General features: G+C 64.2%; 15 protein-coding genes. 5 read left to right on the top strand and 10 right to left on the bottom strand.

The window, feature by feature from the left end; all coding sequences use genetic code 11:
• Positions 1 to 9 precede the first annotated feature (9 nt).
• Complete coding sequence (gene urtA, locus D6860_RS07760; RefSeq protein ID WP_017466882.1) at positions 10 to 1,299, bottom strand: urea ABC transporter substrate-binding protein; 1,290 nt, start codon at positions 1,297 to 1,299, stop codon at positions 10 to 12.
• Positions 1,300 to 1,772: 473 nt separating this feature from the next.
• On the opposite strand from urtA, the gene D6860_RS07755 reads away from it, so the two are divergent.
• The 4 genes from D6860_RS07755 to D6860_RS07740 all read left to right on the top strand — a co-directional run bounded on the left by D6860_RS07755 (position 1,773) and on the right by D6860_RS07740 (position 5,800).
• Complete coding sequence (locus D6860_RS07755; RefSeq protein WP_017466883.1) at positions 1,773 to 3,197, top strand: circularly permuted type 2 ATP-grasp protein; 1,425 nt, start codon at positions 1,773 to 1,775, stop codon at positions 3,195 to 3,197.
• Between the two features lie 20 nt (positions 3,198 to 3,217).
• On the top strand, positions 3,218 to 4,171 hold the full coding sequence (locus tag D6860_RS07750; protein ID WP_017466884.1) for an alpha-E domain-containing protein: 954 nt from the start codon (positions 3,218 to 3,220) through the stop codon (positions 4,169 to 4,171).
• Entirely contained in the window at positions 4,168 to 4,995 is an 828-nt protein-coding gene (locus D6860_RS07745; RefSeq protein ID WP_076622249.1) for a transglutaminase family protein, read from the top strand. Before D6860_RS07750 ends, D6860_RS07745 begins: the two co-directional genes overlap by 4 nt.
• An 82-nt stretch (positions 4,996 to 5,077) precedes the next feature.
• Entirely contained in the window at positions 5,078 to 5,800 is a 723-nt protein-coding gene (locus D6860_RS07740) for a proteasome-type protease (protein WP_076622248.1), read from the top strand.
• A 56-nt stretch (positions 5,801 to 5,856) separates the two neighbouring features.
• Here D6860_RS07740 and D6860_RS07735 read toward each other — a convergent pair whose 3' ends face one another.
• The 9 genes from D6860_RS07735 to D6860_RS07695 form a co-directional block, all read right to left on the bottom strand.
• The gene (locus D6860_RS07735; protein ID WP_076622247.1) at positions 5,857 to 6,387 is read right to left on the bottom strand and encodes a chemotaxis protein CheD; all 531 of its coding nucleotides are present in this window, start codon (positions 6,385 to 6,387) and stop codon (positions 5,857 to 5,859) included.
• The gene (locus tag D6860_RS07730) at positions 6,384 to 7,436 is read right to left on the bottom strand and encodes a CheB methylesterase domain-containing protein (RefSeq protein WP_076622246.1); all 1,053 of its coding nucleotides are present in this window, start codon (positions 7,434 to 7,436) and stop codon (positions 6,384 to 6,386) included. The genes D6860_RS07735 and D6860_RS07730 overlap by 4 nt, the downstream gene beginning before the upstream one ends.
• A 114-nt stretch (positions 7,437 to 7,550) precedes the next feature.
• Positions 7,551 to 7,907, bottom strand: a complete 357-nt coding sequence (locus D6860_RS07725; protein ID WP_076622245.1) for a chemotaxis protein — start codon at positions 7,905 to 7,907, stop codon at positions 7,551 to 7,553.
• 1 nt (position 7,908) lies between these two features.
• Positions 7,909 to 8,295, bottom strand: a complete 387-nt coding sequence (locus tag D6860_RS07720) for a response regulator (protein WP_017467175.1) — start codon at positions 8,293 to 8,295, stop codon at positions 7,909 to 7,911.
• 9 nt (positions 8,296 to 8,304) lie between these two features.
• Positions 8,305 to 9,174 (bottom strand): CheR family methyltransferase, encoded by an 870-nt coding sequence (locus D6860_RS07715; protein WP_017467176.1) that lies wholly within the window; start codon positions 9,172 to 9,174, stop codon positions 8,305 to 8,307.
• The gene (locus D6860_RS07710) at positions 9,171 to 9,638 is read right to left on the bottom strand and encodes a chemotaxis protein CheW (protein WP_017467177.1); all 468 of its coding nucleotides are present in this window, start codon (positions 9,636 to 9,638) and stop codon (positions 9,171 to 9,173) included. Before D6860_RS07710 ends, D6860_RS07715 begins: the two co-directional genes overlap by 4 nt.
• The gene (locus D6860_RS07705; protein WP_076622244.1) at positions 9,631 to 11,766 is read right to left on the bottom strand and encodes a chemotaxis protein CheA; all 2,136 of its coding nucleotides are present in this window, start codon (positions 11,764 to 11,766) and stop codon (positions 9,631 to 9,633) included. The genes D6860_RS07710 and D6860_RS07705 overlap by 8 nt, the downstream gene beginning before the upstream one ends.
• 2 nt (positions 11,767 to 11,768) lie before the next feature.
• A complete protein-coding gene (locus tag D6860_RS07700) occupies positions 11,769 to 12,143 on the bottom strand; it encodes a response regulator (RefSeq protein ID WP_017468323.1) in 375 nt (124 codons plus the stop codon).
• A complete protein-coding gene (locus tag D6860_RS07695; RefSeq protein WP_076622243.1) occupies positions 12,140 to 12,424 on the bottom strand; it encodes a hypothetical protein in 285 nt (94 codons plus the stop codon). Before D6860_RS07695 ends, D6860_RS07700 begins: the two co-directional genes overlap by 4 nt.
• Positions 12,425 to 12,618: 194 nt before the next feature.
• Here D6860_RS07695 and D6860_RS07690 point away from each other — a divergent pair, with 194 nt between their 5' ends.
• Positions 12,619 to 14,268 carry a thiamine pyrophosphate-dependent enzyme gene (locus tag D6860_RS07690; RefSeq protein ID WP_076622242.1) on the top strand — a complete coding sequence of 550 codons (1,650 nt, stop codon included), beginning with the start codon at positions 12,619 to 12,621 and terminating at the stop codon, positions 14,266 to 14,268.
• The last annotated feature ends 26 nt before the right edge of the window (positions 14,269 to 14,294 follow it).

Genomic DNA, 14,294 nt, shown 5'->3' with positions numbered 1-14,294 from the left:
CGGATCAGGTCAGTAGTTCGACTTGATCTGCACGCAGGTCTCGGTCTCGGTGTTGTACATGCCGCACTCGAGCTCTTGCCAGTCGGACTTGAGCGGAGCGGATTCCGGCAGGAAGTCGGTCCAGGCGTCGCCGGGGACCGGATCGGTTTCCGAGATGATGTCGAACATGCCGTCTTCGCGGATCTCGCCGATCAGCACCGGCTTCGAGAGGTGGTGGTTGGTGCCCATCACCGCGGTGCCGCCGGTGAGGTTCGGGAATTCCTGACCCCACATCGCCTCGCGGACGGCGTCGACATCGGTGGTGCCGGCGGCTTCAACCGCGTTCACCCACATGTTGAAGCCGATGTAGTGCGCTTCCATCGGGTCGTTGGTCACGCGGCTGTCGTCGCCGATGAACTCGTGCCACTGGGCAATGAATTCCTCGTTCTCGGGCGTGTCCGCGGTCATGAAGTAGTTCCACGCGGCGAGGTGACCGACGAGGTTCGAGGTGTCGAGGCCCGACAGTTCCTCTTCGCCGACAGAGAAGGCCACGACGGGGATGTCGTCTGCGCTCACGCCCTGTGCCGCCAGTTCCTTGTAGAAGCCGATGTTGGCGTCGCCGTTGATCGTCGAGATCACGCCGACCTGCTTGCCGTCCTCACCCAGCGCCACGACGTCGGACACGATGGTTGACCAGTCGGAGTGCCCGAAGGGCGTGTAGTTCACGAAGATGTCTTCCTCGGCGATGCCCTTGGACTCGAGGTAGCTCTCGAGGATGTTGTTCGTGGTGCGCGGGTAGACGTAGTCGGTGCCGAGCAGGGCGAACTTCTCGACGCCGAGCTCTTCGAGGAAGTAGTCGGTGGCCGGGATCGCCTGCTGGTTCGGCGCCGCGCCGGTGTAGAAGACGTTCTTGGACGACTCTTCACCTTCGTATTGCACCGGGTAGAAGTAGAGCGCGTTCAGCTCTTCGAGCACCGGCAGGACCGCCTTGCGCGAGGCCGAGGTCCAGCTGCCGAAGGTCACGTCGACCTCGTCGTTCGAGATCAGCTCGCGGGCCTTCTCGGCGAACAGCGGCCAGTCGGAGGCCGGGTCCTTGACCACTGCCTCGAGCTCGCAGCCCAGAAGCCCGCCGGCCTCGTTCTGCTTCTCGATCAGCATCAGCATGGTGTCTTTGAGGGTGGTCTCCGAGATCGCCATCGTGCCGGACAGCGAGTGCAGCACACCCACCTTGATCGGACAGTCGGCCTCCTGCGCCGAGACGGCGCCCGCAGCGAGAATGGCGGCGGTGGCGACGCCGGACAGTTTAAGACTCTTGATCATCAAAATGGCTCCCTAGCGCGGCAAGATCCTCCCGTTGCCGCCCGCCGGATCGGTCGGGCGGGGCAGAAAATGACTGCGTGCCGCTTCGTTCTGTTTGTGCCGGGACCGGCGCGGATTCTCGCCGCATTTTCGGCCCTGGCGTCCCCGTTGAGCGCCCCGGTTTCGAGACGCTGCACCTCAATAGACGAGGGGGTCGCCCGGGGGCACTTCAAAGTCCGGCTTGCCGGCTCGGCTGTAGATGTGAGGTCAAATATTGTGCGTAATTTTGTGCAATTGCCCGTTTTGTGATCATTTGTATGTGTCGGAGGTGTCGCTTGTCGCGCCGGTCTGGTCGTTTTCTGGTCGTTTGGGGCGTAGATCTGAGCGTGCCGTCTTTTTGATCACGCACCGATGGGTTCGAAATATTTCTGCATTGCCCTCTTTTCCTTCGGCGCGTTGTCGTGGAACGTGAAGGGCAGAGCGAAGGGAAAACAATGAGCGCAAAGCACCCCCCGATCTTCAACGAGATGATGAACGGCGAAGAGGTTCGCGCCGCATATCAGAACCTCGAGAAATGGTATCGGTCGATGCCGCCCGAGCTGCGGAACCTCAAGCAATCAGAGGCCGAGGCGCTGTTCCGCAGGGTGGGGATCACCTTCGCGGTCTACGGCGAGGGCGGGGATCCGGAGCGGCTTATCCCGTTCGACATGTTTCCGCGCGTGCTCACCGCATCGGAGTGGCGCAAGCTCGACCGCGGCATCCGGCAACGGGCCGCCGCGCTCAACGCCTTCCTCTGCGATGTCTACGGTCGGCGCGAGATCATCCGGGCGGGCCGCATCCCCGAACACCTGGTGACCAACAACGAGGCCTACGAGAAGGCCGCCATCGGCTTCATGCCGCCCAAGGGCGTGTTCAGCCACATCGTCGGCGTCGATCTCGTGCGCACCGGGCCCGACCAGTTCTACGTGCTCGAGGACAACTGCCGCACGCCGTCGGGCGTCAGCTACATGCTGCAGAACCGCGAGATCATGATGCGCATGTTCCCGCAGCTCTTCATGGAAAACCGCATCGCACCGGTCGACGGCTACGCCAACGCGCTCAAGAAGACGCTGGGCTCGGTCGCGCCGAAGAAGTGCCAGGGCGAGCCGAAGATCGTGATCCTGACGCCCGGCCAGTTCAACTCGGCCTACTACGAGCATTCCTTCCTGGCCGACCTCATGGGCGTCGAGCTGGTTGAGGGACAGGACCTGTTCGTCGAGGGCGATTTCGTCTGGATGAAGACCACCGAGGGCCCCAAGAAGGTCGACGTGATCTACCGCAGGATCGACGACAACTTCCTCGACCCGCTGTGCTTCCGCCCGGATTCGATGCTGGGCGTGCCGGGGCTGATGAACGTCTACCGTTCGGGCGGGGTGTCGATCTGTTCCGCGCCCGGCGCGGGCGTTGCCGACGACAAGGCCATATATACCTACGTGCCCGAGATGATCCGCTTCTACCTCGGCGAGGAGCCGGTGCTGGAAAACGTGCCGACCTGGCAGTGCGCCAAGCGCGACGACTGCAAGTACGTTCTCGAACACCTGCCCGAGCTGGTGGTCAAGGAAGTGCACGGCTCGGGGGGCTACGGCATGCTTGTCGGGCCGAAGGCCGACAAGTCGACCATCGAGGCGTTCGCGGCCAAGATCCGCGAGCGGCCCGAGAACTACATCGCCCAGCCGACGCTGTCGCTGTCGGCCTGCCCGACCTTCGTGGAGGAGGGGATCGCGCCGCGCCACGTCGACCTGCGGCCCTACTGCCTCGTGGGCGAGCAGATCGAGCTGGTGCCCGGCGGCCTGACCCGTGTGGCGCTGACCGAAGGCTCGCTGGTGGTGAACTCCTCGCAGGGCGGGGGCGTCAAGGACACCTGGGTCCTGGCGGAATAAGGCGGAGTGAGAAGAACAACATGCTGAGCCGCACCGCAGAACATCTCTACTGGATGGCCCGCTATCTCGAGCGCGCCGAAACCACCGCGCGCCTGCTCGAGGTGGGCGCCCGCAACGCCCTGCTGCCCGATCCCTCGGGCGGCTATCGCAACGACTGGGAGGCCGTGCTGCAATCGAAGGGCACGCTGGAACAGTTCCTCGACAAGTACGGCGAGACCAACGAGCGCAACATCGAGACCTGGCTGTTCTTCGACGCCGAGAACCCGGCCTCGGTGCTGTCGTGCATCAATGCCGCGCGCGAGAACGCCCGGGTCGTGCGCACCGCGCTGACCTCGCCGGTGTGGGACGCCATCAACTCGGCCTTCCAGGAGCTCAAGCAGCTGCAGCGCACCGAGCGCAGCAAGCTGATGACCAACGAGCTGACCGAGTGGACGCTGCGCAACTGCCATCTCGTGCGAGGCTGCCTGTCGGCGACCCAGCTGCGCAACGACGGCTACGCCTTCATGGGCATCGGCACCTCGGTCGAGCGCGCCGACAACACCGCGCGGCTGATCGACGTGAAATACTACGTGCTGCTGCCGTCGCTGTCCTACGTGGGCTCCGGTCTCGACCAGAGCCAGTGGGCGCTGCTGCTGCAGTCGATGACCGCGCAGCGGGCGTTCAACTGGACCTACTCCGGCGAGATCACCGCGCAGAAGATCGCGCACCTGCTGATCCTCAACCGCAAGTTCCCGCGCTCGCTTCTGTCCTGCGTGCAATGGACCTGCGATCACCTCGACGACATCGCCCAGAACTACGCGGCGGGCACCCGTGCGCAGGACGAGGCACACAAGTTGCTCGAGGACCTCAACAACGCCACCATCGACGACATCTTCGACGAGGGACTGCACGAATTCCTCGCGCGGTTCATGGCGCGCAACGCGGGCGTCGCCACGACGGTGCAGGACGTCTACCTACAGGGGATGCCGGCATGAGACTCAGCGTTCGACACACGACGCGCTACCGCTTCGATCACCCCGTGCGCGGGGTGGCCCAGTCGCTGCGGCTCTGGCCCGCCGACTGCGCGTCGCAAAAGGTCGTCTCGTGGCAAGTCCGCACCGAAGGCGCGCTGCGCGGGGCCGAATTCACCGACGGAGCGGGCGACCGGACCATGCTGGCCACCTGGCGCGGCCCGCTTGATGAGCTCACCGTCGAGGTTTCGGGCGAGGTCGAAACGGCCGATCTCTTCGGGGTTCTTCGAGAGCACCGCGAGAAGGGTCCGGCGTCGCTCTACCTGCGGTCCACCAAGCATATCCGGCCGGACCATGACCTCAAGGAACTGTCCGTATCCGCGCTCGACGGCATGAGAGGCGCGAGCGATCTGGACCGGGCGCATGCGCTTGCAAAGGCGGTGAACGAGGCCATCGAATACGCGCCGGGCGAGACGCAGCCGCATACCACGGCGGCCGAGGCGCTGGCGGGTGGTCGGGGCGTTTGCCAGGATCATGCCCATGCACTGATCGCTGTGGCGCATGTGGCAGGCATTCCGGCCCGTTACGTAATGGGCTACCTGCAGACCGATGGGGATGGAGCGCCGCACGAGGCCAGCCACGCCTGGGCCGAGCTTTTCGTGCCGAACCTGGGATGGGTCGGATTCGACGCCGCGAACCGCTGCTGTCCGGACGATCGCTACATCCGGCTCGGCTCTGGCTACGATGCGCAGGACGCGGCCCCGATCCGGGGGGTCGTTCAGGGCAGCACGCCCGACGAGCATCTCGAGGTCGAGGTTGTCGTGACGCCGGATCAGCAGCAACAGTGACGACAAGGGTGCGCGGCCATTGCCGCAGCGCCCGCCCGGCACTATAGCCGTTGCCGGGCATGACGCTCCCGAGGATTCGACTATGACCTATTGCGTGGGACTGCTGCTGGACGCGGGCATCGTTCTGCTGTCCGACACGCGCACCAACGCCGGGCTCGACAACATCGCGACCTATCGAAAGATGTTCCTGTTCGAGACACCGGGCGAGCGCGCCATCGGGATCATGACCGCCGGTTCGCTCTCGATCACCCAGACCACCATGGCGCGTCTCTCGGACGCCATCGACGATCCCGACGGCGAGAAGTCGATCCTGCGCGCGCCCACGATGCTGCAGGTCGCGGAGATCGTCGGTTCGATGCTGTCCGACGTGACCTCCGAAGTGGCGTCGAAGATGGAGCGGATGAGCCAGAAGGCCACGGCGTCGATGATCGTCGCCGGGCAGCGCAAGGGGGGGCCGATGCGGATGTTCCTCATCTACCCCGAGGGCAATTTCATCGAGGCGACCGCCGACACGCCTTTCCTGCAGATCGGCGAGCACAAGTACGGCAAGCCGATCCTTGACCGGGTGATCGAGCCCGGCACCTCTCTTGCCGATGCAGAGAAGGCGGTGCTGCTGTCGATGGATTCGACCCTTCGGTCGAATCTCAGCGTTGGAATGCCGCTCGACTTCGCGATCATCGAGCGGGATGCCCTCGAGATCACCCGTCGCAGACGGATCGAGGCGGACGACGAGGGCTTTGCCCGCATGAGCGCCGCGTGGTCGGAAGCCTTGCGCAACGCCTTTGCCGAAATCGATCCGACCTGAGGCCCTGACCTCTGAACTGCACACGAAATGCTCTGTTCCTGATCGCATGGTGAAGCTCAGAACAGCGTGATTTCGCCATGCGCAGGTGGGGGCGCCGCCGGTGCAGGTGGGGCGATCCGTTCGACCTCGCCCGGCACGATGAACTGCTTGACGCGTCCATCCGTAGGCCAGAAACGGATCCTTCGCGCGGCTGTGCCGCCGGTGCTTTCCGACGCGATCGGAATGCCCTCACTTTGCAGGAATTCCCGTGCGAAGGCGGCGTTGGAGACGCCGATGTCGCGGAGTTGTGCCAGCATCTTCGCCCCGCCGAAGAGCTTGGCGACCATGCGGTTCTTTCTTGCACCCCGTTTCAGTAGCCCGTTGATCAGCAACTCCATGGAATACGCTCCATAGCGCACGTCCTCTCCCTCGCGCCCGGCCCGGTGGGGAAGAAGGAAATGGTTCATTCCGCCGACCTGGGCGGTTGGATCCGTCAGGCAGACCGCCGCGCAGGAGCCAAGCACCGTCGACAGAATGCAATTGGGATCATCCGAGATACGGTACTCTCCCTGGATGACGTTCACCAACGTCTCGCCGCGTTCGATCATCTGTGAGGCATCCTCTGTCTGGGGACTGTGTGCGGCGTGGCGCAGGCGCGGAGGATCGCTGGCCCGATCTCCTGCAGTGGGAGGGAGGACTGAACGGCACCGAGCTCCGTTGCCGCGCGAGGCATGCCGTAGACAGTGCTTGTCGCCTGGTCCTGGGCGATCGTGATCGCACCGCTGTCCCTGAGGGCCTTCAGCCCCTCGGCGCCATCGCGGCCCATGCCGGTCAGAAGAGCCGCGACCGCGCGCTTTGCACCGGGAATCGCCGACTGGAACAGCACGTCCACCGAGGGCATGTGACCGGAAACCGGCGCGTCGCGTGCAAGCCTGATCCGCATGGGCGATCCGCCACCAAGCCGCAGATGCGCCCCACAGCCAGCGGCAACCACGATCTTGCCATGGCCCACAGTGTCGCCGTCGCGTGCGCTTCGGACCGCTGCCGCACATTGTCTGTCGAGCAGCCTGGTCAGGCTTTCACCGAAGCCGGCACCGGTATGCTGCACGACGAAGGTCGGTGGACAGTCGACGGGAAAGGCCGCGAGAACCTTCAGAAGAGCGTCGACCCCGCCAGTCGAGGCGCCGATCAGGATGAACCGGTTGCCGTTATTGCCAGCTGTCTGGCCGATCGGAGCCTCTGTAGGGGGTGGACCGGGGACGGGTCGGCTGCTGCGCCGCGCATTGCGTGTCAGGCTACATAGGGAGTCGATCAGCAAATGGGATGAGATATCCGAAGGCACCGCAAAAAGATCCGAAGTCCGGCCCCATGGGGAGCCAGCATCGCGCGCGCCGGTATCCGGATCTTCCGAGATTACGATCCAGCGCACATCCAATGCCGCAAAGAGGGCGCGCATCACCTCGAATTCCGGCTGCCGGGCAAGGCGACCGGCGATGAGCACGGCCATGGGTTCCCGCTCCTCGACCTCCGCATAGGTCGACATGAGGTCATGTGTTTCTCCGACCACCTCCACCTGCGCCGACGTAATGAGCTCTTGGGCCAAACGACGCCGCAGGCGAGGATCCGGTATGGCAACGACCAGGGTGATCGAAGTCATTCGGGGCCTCCTCGTGCTGATGTCCGGTCAGTAGACGAGCGGGGTCGTCCGGTTGACTTGACGTATCGCCCAGCCGAAAGCGGCCAAAGGCGGTTCCGGTTTGCGGGTCGGGTCTCAGAAGAGCTCTGGCGCATTGGCACACAGTTCATCTTGAACGCTGCCGCTGAGGCGCTGCTCCAAGGCGCGAAGCGGAATGGCAGAGAGTTCCGCGGCAAGGTCGAGCGGCGCGTCGTTGTCGAGACGAATTGCGAGCTTTTCGATGTAGGCGGCGATCGCATCGGTGCATTGCGCGAGCATGTCGAGTTCCTGCAGTGCGGTCATCGCGACGCGGCCTAGACGGCCGCCGCGCTCTTCGTAAACATGCTCTACCCCGCGTTCGAGCAACTCCAGGCGGTGCTGCAACTGACGGACTTCGAGCGACACCAGACGCGTTGCCTCGCTTGGAGTGAGAAGTATTTCCGCGCGCGCCATGTCAGAGCTTTCCCACGACGCTTTCGATACATTGCTTCATTGCGAGCGAGGTGAAGGGTTTCTTTATCATGTTGTTCAGCCCCCACTTCTTGGCGGCAGCGACCATCTCCGGGGTCGGTTTCCCGGTCACGAGGATAAAGCCCATGCGCTGAGTGGCGCTGTTCTGCCGTATCGCCTGCAGGAGGCCGAGCCCGTCCATGTTCGGCATGTTGAAATCCGACAGAACTAGATGAACGGGACTGGCAGACAGGCGGGCCAGAGCTTTCTGGCCGTCGTTTTCGGTCAGGTAGTTGCTGATACCGATTTCATCGAGCGCTTGCGTGATTAGGCCGCGGCTGGTGGCCATGTCGTCCACCACCATGATGCGCAGGGAATCTTTCAGACTCATTTACGTCTCCTAGGTCCTCGTGACACCGAGTGTGTCCTGCTTCTTGCGGTAGGTCGTGACGCCTGCTGTCTCGAGTGCTTGCAGGGCCGGGCCAGAGACACGTTCGGAATGTCCGATGAACAGGTACCCGCCATCGTCGAGCATTCCGGCGAACCGCTGCCAGAGGCGTTGTTGCGTCTCTTGGTCGAAGTAGATCGCAACGTTGCGGCAGAAAATCGCGTCGAAGGGTCCGTGGAAGGGCCATGGGTCGACAAGATTCAGTTCGCCGAAGGAAATCATGCGTTTCACCTCTGCGGCGATTTCGCTTTTTCCTGCGGTCTCAGGGCTTGCGCGGGTCCATGCACGGCGCATTTCGGCCGGCAGGTTTTCGATGTCTTCGACGGCATAGGATCCGACCTTGGCACGCTCCACGACGGCGGGGTCGATATCTGTTGCCAAGATGCGAATGTCCCGGCTGCCCGCATCGGGCAACGCCTCAAGCAGGGTCATTGCGATGGAGTAGGCCTCCTGGCCCGTGGAGCAACCTGCGGACCAGATCCGAAGGCGACGCCGGGACGCCAGCCTTGGCAGGACAATTTCGCGCAGCGTTTGGAAATGATGCTTCTCTCGAAAAAAACTTGTCACATTCGTCGTCAGAGCCGAAATGAGCTGCAGTCGTTCGTCTTGCTCGTCGGGAATGTCGAGAAGTGACATGTAGTCATCGAAGCGACAGATGTTTCTGGCCCTCAGCCTTCGAGCGAGCCTTGAATAGACGAGGGGTTTCTTGCTTTCGGCAAGGCTCAGGCCGAATTGTGCCCGTGCAAGTTGTGCAAGTGCACGAAAGTCTTCGTCGGTGAAGCTGAACTCCTGGTGCGTCGTCACCGCGGGCGCCGTGGTCATGTCGCGCCTCCGATCTCGTTATCCAGAACAGCATCGAGGTTCACGACACGAACCATGCTTTCGCCGACGGAGATGACCCCGAGAATCGCCTGCCGCGCGGCGTCCGACTTGATGTCCGGAGTCTCCTGGATCGCGGATTTATCGACCGAGAGGATCTCGGACACGGATTCGACGAGAAGTCCGATGGTCGTCCCTCCCGCCGCCGCGACGATGACGACGTTGCGCTCGTTGTCTGATGTCTTGCCGAGCCCGAAGCGGGCCGCGAGGTCGAATATCGGGATCACTGCGCCGCGCAGGTTCATCACGCCCAGAACGTCATCGGGCGTGTGCGGTAATTTGGTGACCGGGGTCCAGCGTCGGATCTCGCGAATTTGCGTGATCTCGAGGCAGAAGCTCTGTTCTCCAGATGAGAAGGTGATGAACTCGAACTGTGTCTCTTTCGGGGCTTCGGCGGCGTCAAGCATGGCGCAGCTCCATTCTGGGGGTGGACGCGGGAGGCAGGAAGGGGGCGGCGGGGTTGAGCTTCACGAGTTCGTCGGGGTCGAGGATCAACGCGATCTTGCCGTCGCCGAGAATGGTTGCGGCCGAGACACCGGGAATGGCGCCATAGTTGCTTTCGAGGCTCTTGATCACGACTTGTCGCTGGTCATGGATTGCGCCGACGCGCAGCGCGGTCAGCCCGTGGCTTTCGGTGCTGACAAGCAGCAGCACGCCGCTACCGATGTCATCTGCACCATGAGAAAGGCCCAAATTCCGGGCGACATCGACGATCGGGACGTAGGCGCCACGGACCGAGATGACCTCTCCGCCGGTCCCGATGTGATGCAGATCCTTGCGGTTCGGTCGGATGGTCTCGATGATCGAGGCGATGGGGATCACCATGGTCTGATCGGCGATCGAGATCACGAAGCCGTCCATCACGGCCAGCGTCAGCGGCAGAACGATGGTGAAGGTCGTTCCCGCGCCGGCTGTGGAAGTGATCGACACGCGTCCGCCGAGGCCCGAGACCGCGTTCTTCACCACGTCCATACCCACGCCGCGACCGGAGAGGTTTGAAATCTCCGAGGCCGTCGAGAAGCCGGGGAGGAAGAGGAGGTTGTCGGTCTCTTGCTCAGAGAGTTCTGCGTCCGGGGCGATCAGCCCCTTTTCGATGGCCTTCTCCAGGACCCGGGCGCGGTTGAGCCCCGCGCCATCATCGGCAATCTCGATGAAGACACTTCCGGAGCGGTGCGATGCGGAGAGACGGATCGAGCCCACCGGGTCCTTCCCGGCCTCTTCGCGCCGTTCGGGAAGTTCGAGCCCATGATCGACCGCGTTGCGGACCATGTGGGTGAGCGGATCGGCGAGGCGCTCGATGACAGTCTTGTCGACCTCGGTCGAGTCGCCGACGGTCACGAGCTTGGCCTTCTTGCCGGTCGCCTCCGACGCCTCGCGGACGATGCGCGACATGCGCTGGAAGAGCGGCTTCACCGGCTGGGCGCGGATGGCCATGACGCCCTCCTGAATGTCGCGGGCCAGCAGCTTGTAGGCTTCAAGCTCATTGGTGAGGTGGGCCACCGCAGGCAGCTCGAGCTCTTCGATCCGCTGCGAGATCATGGCCTGGTTGATGATCAGCTCGCCCACCGTGTTGATCAGGCGGTCCACGCGATCGAGATCGACGCGAAGGGTGGGCTTCGGGCCTCGCGGTTCGTCCCGGGCAACGGATGGTTTCGGCTCAGGCGCAGGCGGACGATCTTCGGATTGCCGCAGCGGCGCGGGCGCTTCGATCGGCTCGTTTTCGAGCGACGTCACGGTGGGGGGCGCAGGTGCCTCGGCCAAGGCAGAGACCTCCAGCGCGGGCTGCGGGTCCTCGTTCACGGAGATATCGAGCTCGCAGAGTGCGTCGACGAATTCGAAAATCTCATGCAGGACGGTTTCGTCTTCCGCGGTGTCCAGCGTGAGGTGCCAGTCGATCACCGCGTCGTTGGGATCGAAGGCATCGAAGTCGGGAAGGTCGGCGATGTTCGCCGTCACCGAGAGCGTACCCAGTTCGGCGAGTGCGTCGAACAGCAGAAGCGGCTCGTGGCCGTTGGCATAGAGGGCCGGTTTCGGCTTGAACCGGATGTCGAACCGGCGAAGCTCAGGCGTGTCTTCGGCAAGCTCGAGCGGCGCCGGGGTGGCATCGAAGTCGAGGGTGACGGCGTCGAAGGCGAAGTCCTCTTCCTTGTCGGCCTCGCCCAGGTGCGCTTCTAGTTCCTTGAGGATGGCAGCTTCGGATTCGGCGTTCGGCTCGCGCTCATCCCTCGCGGCCTCGACGAGATCTGCCAGCTGGTCGCCGGACCGGTGAAAGAGCAGCATGAGCTCTTCGTCGACCGTGAGTTCCTGTGACCGGACCTTGTCCATCACCGTCTCGAAGGTGTGGGCAAAATTCACCAGCCGATCAAGCGCGAAGGCCCCGGCACCACCCTTGATCGAGTGGACCGCCCGGAAGACGGCATTCACGACCTCCATGTTCCCGGCGTCGGCCTCCATGGAGGAGAGACCCTCGACAAGGGCTTCGAGAAGCTCCTCGCATTCCTCGAAGAACGTATCGCGTATGGCGTTTCTCGACATGGTCACACCACGTGTCCGGTGAGGCGGCGCAGGACCGAGACCAGCGAGGAATCGTCGAACGGTTTCACGATCCAGCCGGTGGCCCCGGCCTGTCGGGCACGGGCCTTGAGATCGGGCCCGCTTTCGGTGGTAAGCACGATGATCGGCACCGTGGTTCGGTTCGGTCCGCCGCGCAGCGTTTCGATCACGCCGAAGCCGTCCATGTTGGGCATGTTGATGTCGGTGATCACCACGTCGGGTTCCACTTCAGAGAACTGTTCGACACCTTCGACCCCGTCACAGGCCGAGTGATATTCGAAGCCCGCTCCCTCGAGCGAGACGCGCAACAGGTTCCGGATTGTGCGGGAATCGTCGATCGCGAGGACTTTGGTGGTCATTGCATCGGATCCTTGTCGAAGTGATCGGGAGCGAGGCCGAGCCGTTCGAGGCCGGCGCGGAAGGTCTCTGTGGTGTCTGTCACGAGGAATGGAAGCGCTTCGCCGGCCCACTGTCGCCGGGCGACCAGCAGGATCTGCAGGCGATGGGAATCGAGCCGCGCGACGTCGCGGACCGAGATCGTGACCGGAGCGTGGCGCGCGCCCAGAAGGAAGGGAACGAGCGCATCCTCGCCATTCCGGTTCCGCGCGGGTTCTAGAACATGGTAGTGAACGTCGGTCATCTTGGATCGGCACCTCTGGAGACGGCGAAAGCGGTCGATCGGCGGGCCGGAGCGTCGCCCGGATCGCCAAGAGACATACGTGCGGTGTCTTAACAAAGCGTTCTGGAATACCGGAAATCGCCCCCCTGGGCACGCCTCTTGCGATGGCGCGGTGCATTCTGCACAAACAATCCGAGAGTTTCGGGAGATCACAGATGGCGCGCAATGGTGGACGACTCGTCGTGGAATGCCTGCAGGCGCTGGGGGCGCGCCGCGCCTTCGGCGTGCCGGGAGAGAGCTATCTCGCGGTGCTCGATGCGCTGCACGACAGCGAGATCGGCTTCGTGAACTGCCGGCAGGAGGGCGGGGCGGCCTTCATGGCAGCGGCGCATGGCAAGCTGACAGGCTCACCCGGCATCTGTCTCGTCACGCGCGGGCCTGGGGCCACGAACGCTTCGATCGGTGTCCACACGGCCATGCAGGACAGCGCGCCGATGATCCTGCTCGTGGGCCAGATCGCCACCTGGATGCGTGAGCGCGAAGCCTTCCAGGAGGTCGACTACCGCGCTGTCTTCGGCACCATGGCCAAGTGGGTCACCGAGATCGATGATGTCGACCGTGTGCCCGAACTGCTCTCCCGCGCCTGGACCGTGGCGACCACCGGTCGGCCGGGACCGGTGGTGGTGGCGCTCCCCGAGGACATCTTGATGGCCGCGACAGACGCCACACCGGTCGAGGGGCCGGTGCCGATCTTCCCGCCCGAGCCGGCGCCGGCGGCGGTGGCCGAGGCGCTCGAGATGATCGGTCGTGCCGAGCGGCCGTTGATCCTGTTCGGCGGCGCGCCCTGGGACCGGGCGGCGAGCGCGGCGCTTCAGCGGTTCGCCGAGGCTTCGGACATTCCGGTCGCGAGCTCCTTCCGTTACCAGGACCAGTTCGACAGCGCTTCGCCATGTTTCTGTGGCGACGCGGGCGTTGGCATGACCGCCGCGACGAAGGCGCTGCTGCGCGACGCCGATGTCATTCTCGCGCTGGGCATCCGCTTCGGCGAGAACATGACCGACGGCTACGCGCTGCTCGACGTGCCGGACCCGGTGCAGAAGATCATTCACGTGCACGCCTCGGACCGCGAGCTCGGCAAGGTCTACCGCCCGGCGCTGGGCATCCATGCCGCGCCGGAGCGCTTCGCCCTCGCGCTGGGCGAGACGGTGCAGGGCAGTTGGGGGGACTGGCGCGCGGCCGCACGTGACGCGTATCTCGGGTTCATCGACAAGGCGCCTGCGCAACCGGGTCCGGTCGATATGGTGGCGGTCTGCGCGCACCTGCGGGATCGGCTCGAGGGCGAAGAGCTGGTGCTGACCAACGGCGCGGGCAACTTCACGGTCTGGCCTTCGCGTTTCTTCCGCTTCCGTCCCGGGATGCGGCTGCTTGCACCGCAGTCGGGCTCGATGGGCTACGGGTTGCCGGCGGCGGTGGCCGCCAAGCTCGAACGGCCCGGCGCGACGGTGATCTGCTTCGCCGGTGACGGCGACATCCAGATGACCATGCAGGAGCTGGCGACGGCTCGGCAGGCGGGCGCGGCGGTCATCGTGATCGTGGTGAACAACGGCACCTACGGGACCATCCGCGCCCACCAGGAGCGCGAGTTCCCGACGCGGGTCAGCGGCACCGACCTGGTCAACCCGGACTTCGCGACGCTGGCGCAGGGCTATGGGCTGCACGGTGAGCGGGTGGAAGAGACGGCGGCCTTCGCCGACGCCTTCGAACGGGCGCTTGCCGCGCCGCACGGGGCTCTGCTCGAACTGACGGTCACCAAGGAGGCGCTGACGCCCTACCGCACGCTGACCCAGATCCGCGAGGGGCGCTGACCGGACGCCACCGGGCGCAGCAGTGT

This window comes from Salipiger sp. D13 (assembly GCF_003703915.1).
Classification (GTDB): domain Bacteria; phylum Pseudomonadota; class Alphaproteobacteria; order Rhodobacterales; family Rhodobacteraceae; genus Salipiger; species Salipiger profundus.
Note: the sequence above shows the minus strand (reverse complement) of the source record. Positions and strands in the feature narration are given on the sequence as shown.

What these genes read in the sequence shown, in the direction of transcription:
- urtA (WP_017466882.1), bottom strand. Translation starts at nt 1,299, where the DNA reads ATGATCAAGAGTCTTAAACTGTCCGGCGTCGCCACCGCCGCCATTCTC.
- D6860_RS07755 (WP_017466883.1), top strand. Translation starts at nt 1,773, where the DNA reads ATGAGCGCAAAGCACCCCCCGATCTTCAACGAGATGATGAACGGCGAA.
- D6860_RS07750 (WP_017466884.1), top strand. Translation starts at nt 3,218, where the DNA reads ATGCTGAGCCGCACCGCAGAACATCTCTACTGGATGGCCCGCTATCTC.
- D6860_RS07745 (WP_076622249.1), top strand. Translation starts at nt 4,168, where the DNA reads ATGAGACTCAGCGTTCGACACACGACGCGCTACCGCTTCGATCACCCC.
- D6860_RS07740 (WP_076622248.1), top strand. Translation starts at nt 5,078, where the DNA reads ATGACCTATTGCGTGGGACTGCTGCTGGACGCGGGCATCGTTCTGCTG.
- D6860_RS07735 (WP_076622247.1), bottom strand. Translation starts at nt 6,387, where the DNA reads ATGATCGAACGCGGCGAGACGTTGGTGAACGTCATCCAGGGAGAGTAC.
- D6860_RS07730 (WP_076622246.1), bottom strand. Translation starts at nt 7,436, where the DNA reads ATGACTTCGATCACCCTGGTCGTTGCCATACCGGATCCTCGCCTGCGG.
- D6860_RS07725 (WP_076622245.1), bottom strand. Translation starts at nt 7,907, where the DNA reads ATGGCGCGCGCGGAAATACTTCTCACTCCAAGCGAGGCAACGCGTCTG.
- D6860_RS07720 (WP_017467175.1), bottom strand. Translation starts at nt 8,295, where the DNA reads ATGAGTCTGAAAGATTCCCTGCGCATCATGGTGGTGGACGACATGGCC.
- D6860_RS07715 (WP_017467176.1), bottom strand. Translation starts at nt 9,174, where the DNA reads ATGACCACGGCGCCCGCGGTGACGACGCACCAGGAGTTCAGCTTCACC.
- D6860_RS07710 (WP_017467177.1), bottom strand. Translation starts at nt 9,638, where the DNA reads ATGCTTGACGCCGCCGAAGCCCCGAAAGAGACACAGTTCGAGTTCATC.
- D6860_RS07705 (WP_076622244.1), bottom strand. Translation starts at nt 11,766, where the DNA reads ATGTCGAGAAACGCCATACGCGATACGTTCTTCGAGGAATGCGAGGAG.
- D6860_RS07700 (WP_017468323.1), bottom strand. Translation starts at nt 12,143, where the DNA reads ATGACCACCAAAGTCCTCGCGATCGACGATTCCCGCACAATCCGGAAC.
- D6860_RS07695 (WP_076622243.1), bottom strand. Translation starts at nt 12,424, where the DNA reads ATGACCGACGTTCACTACCATGTTCTAGAACCCGCGCGGAACCGGAAT.
- D6860_RS07690 (WP_076622242.1), top strand. Translation starts at nt 12,619, where the DNA reads ATGGCGCGCAATGGTGGACGACTCGTCGTGGAATGCCTGCAGGCGCTG.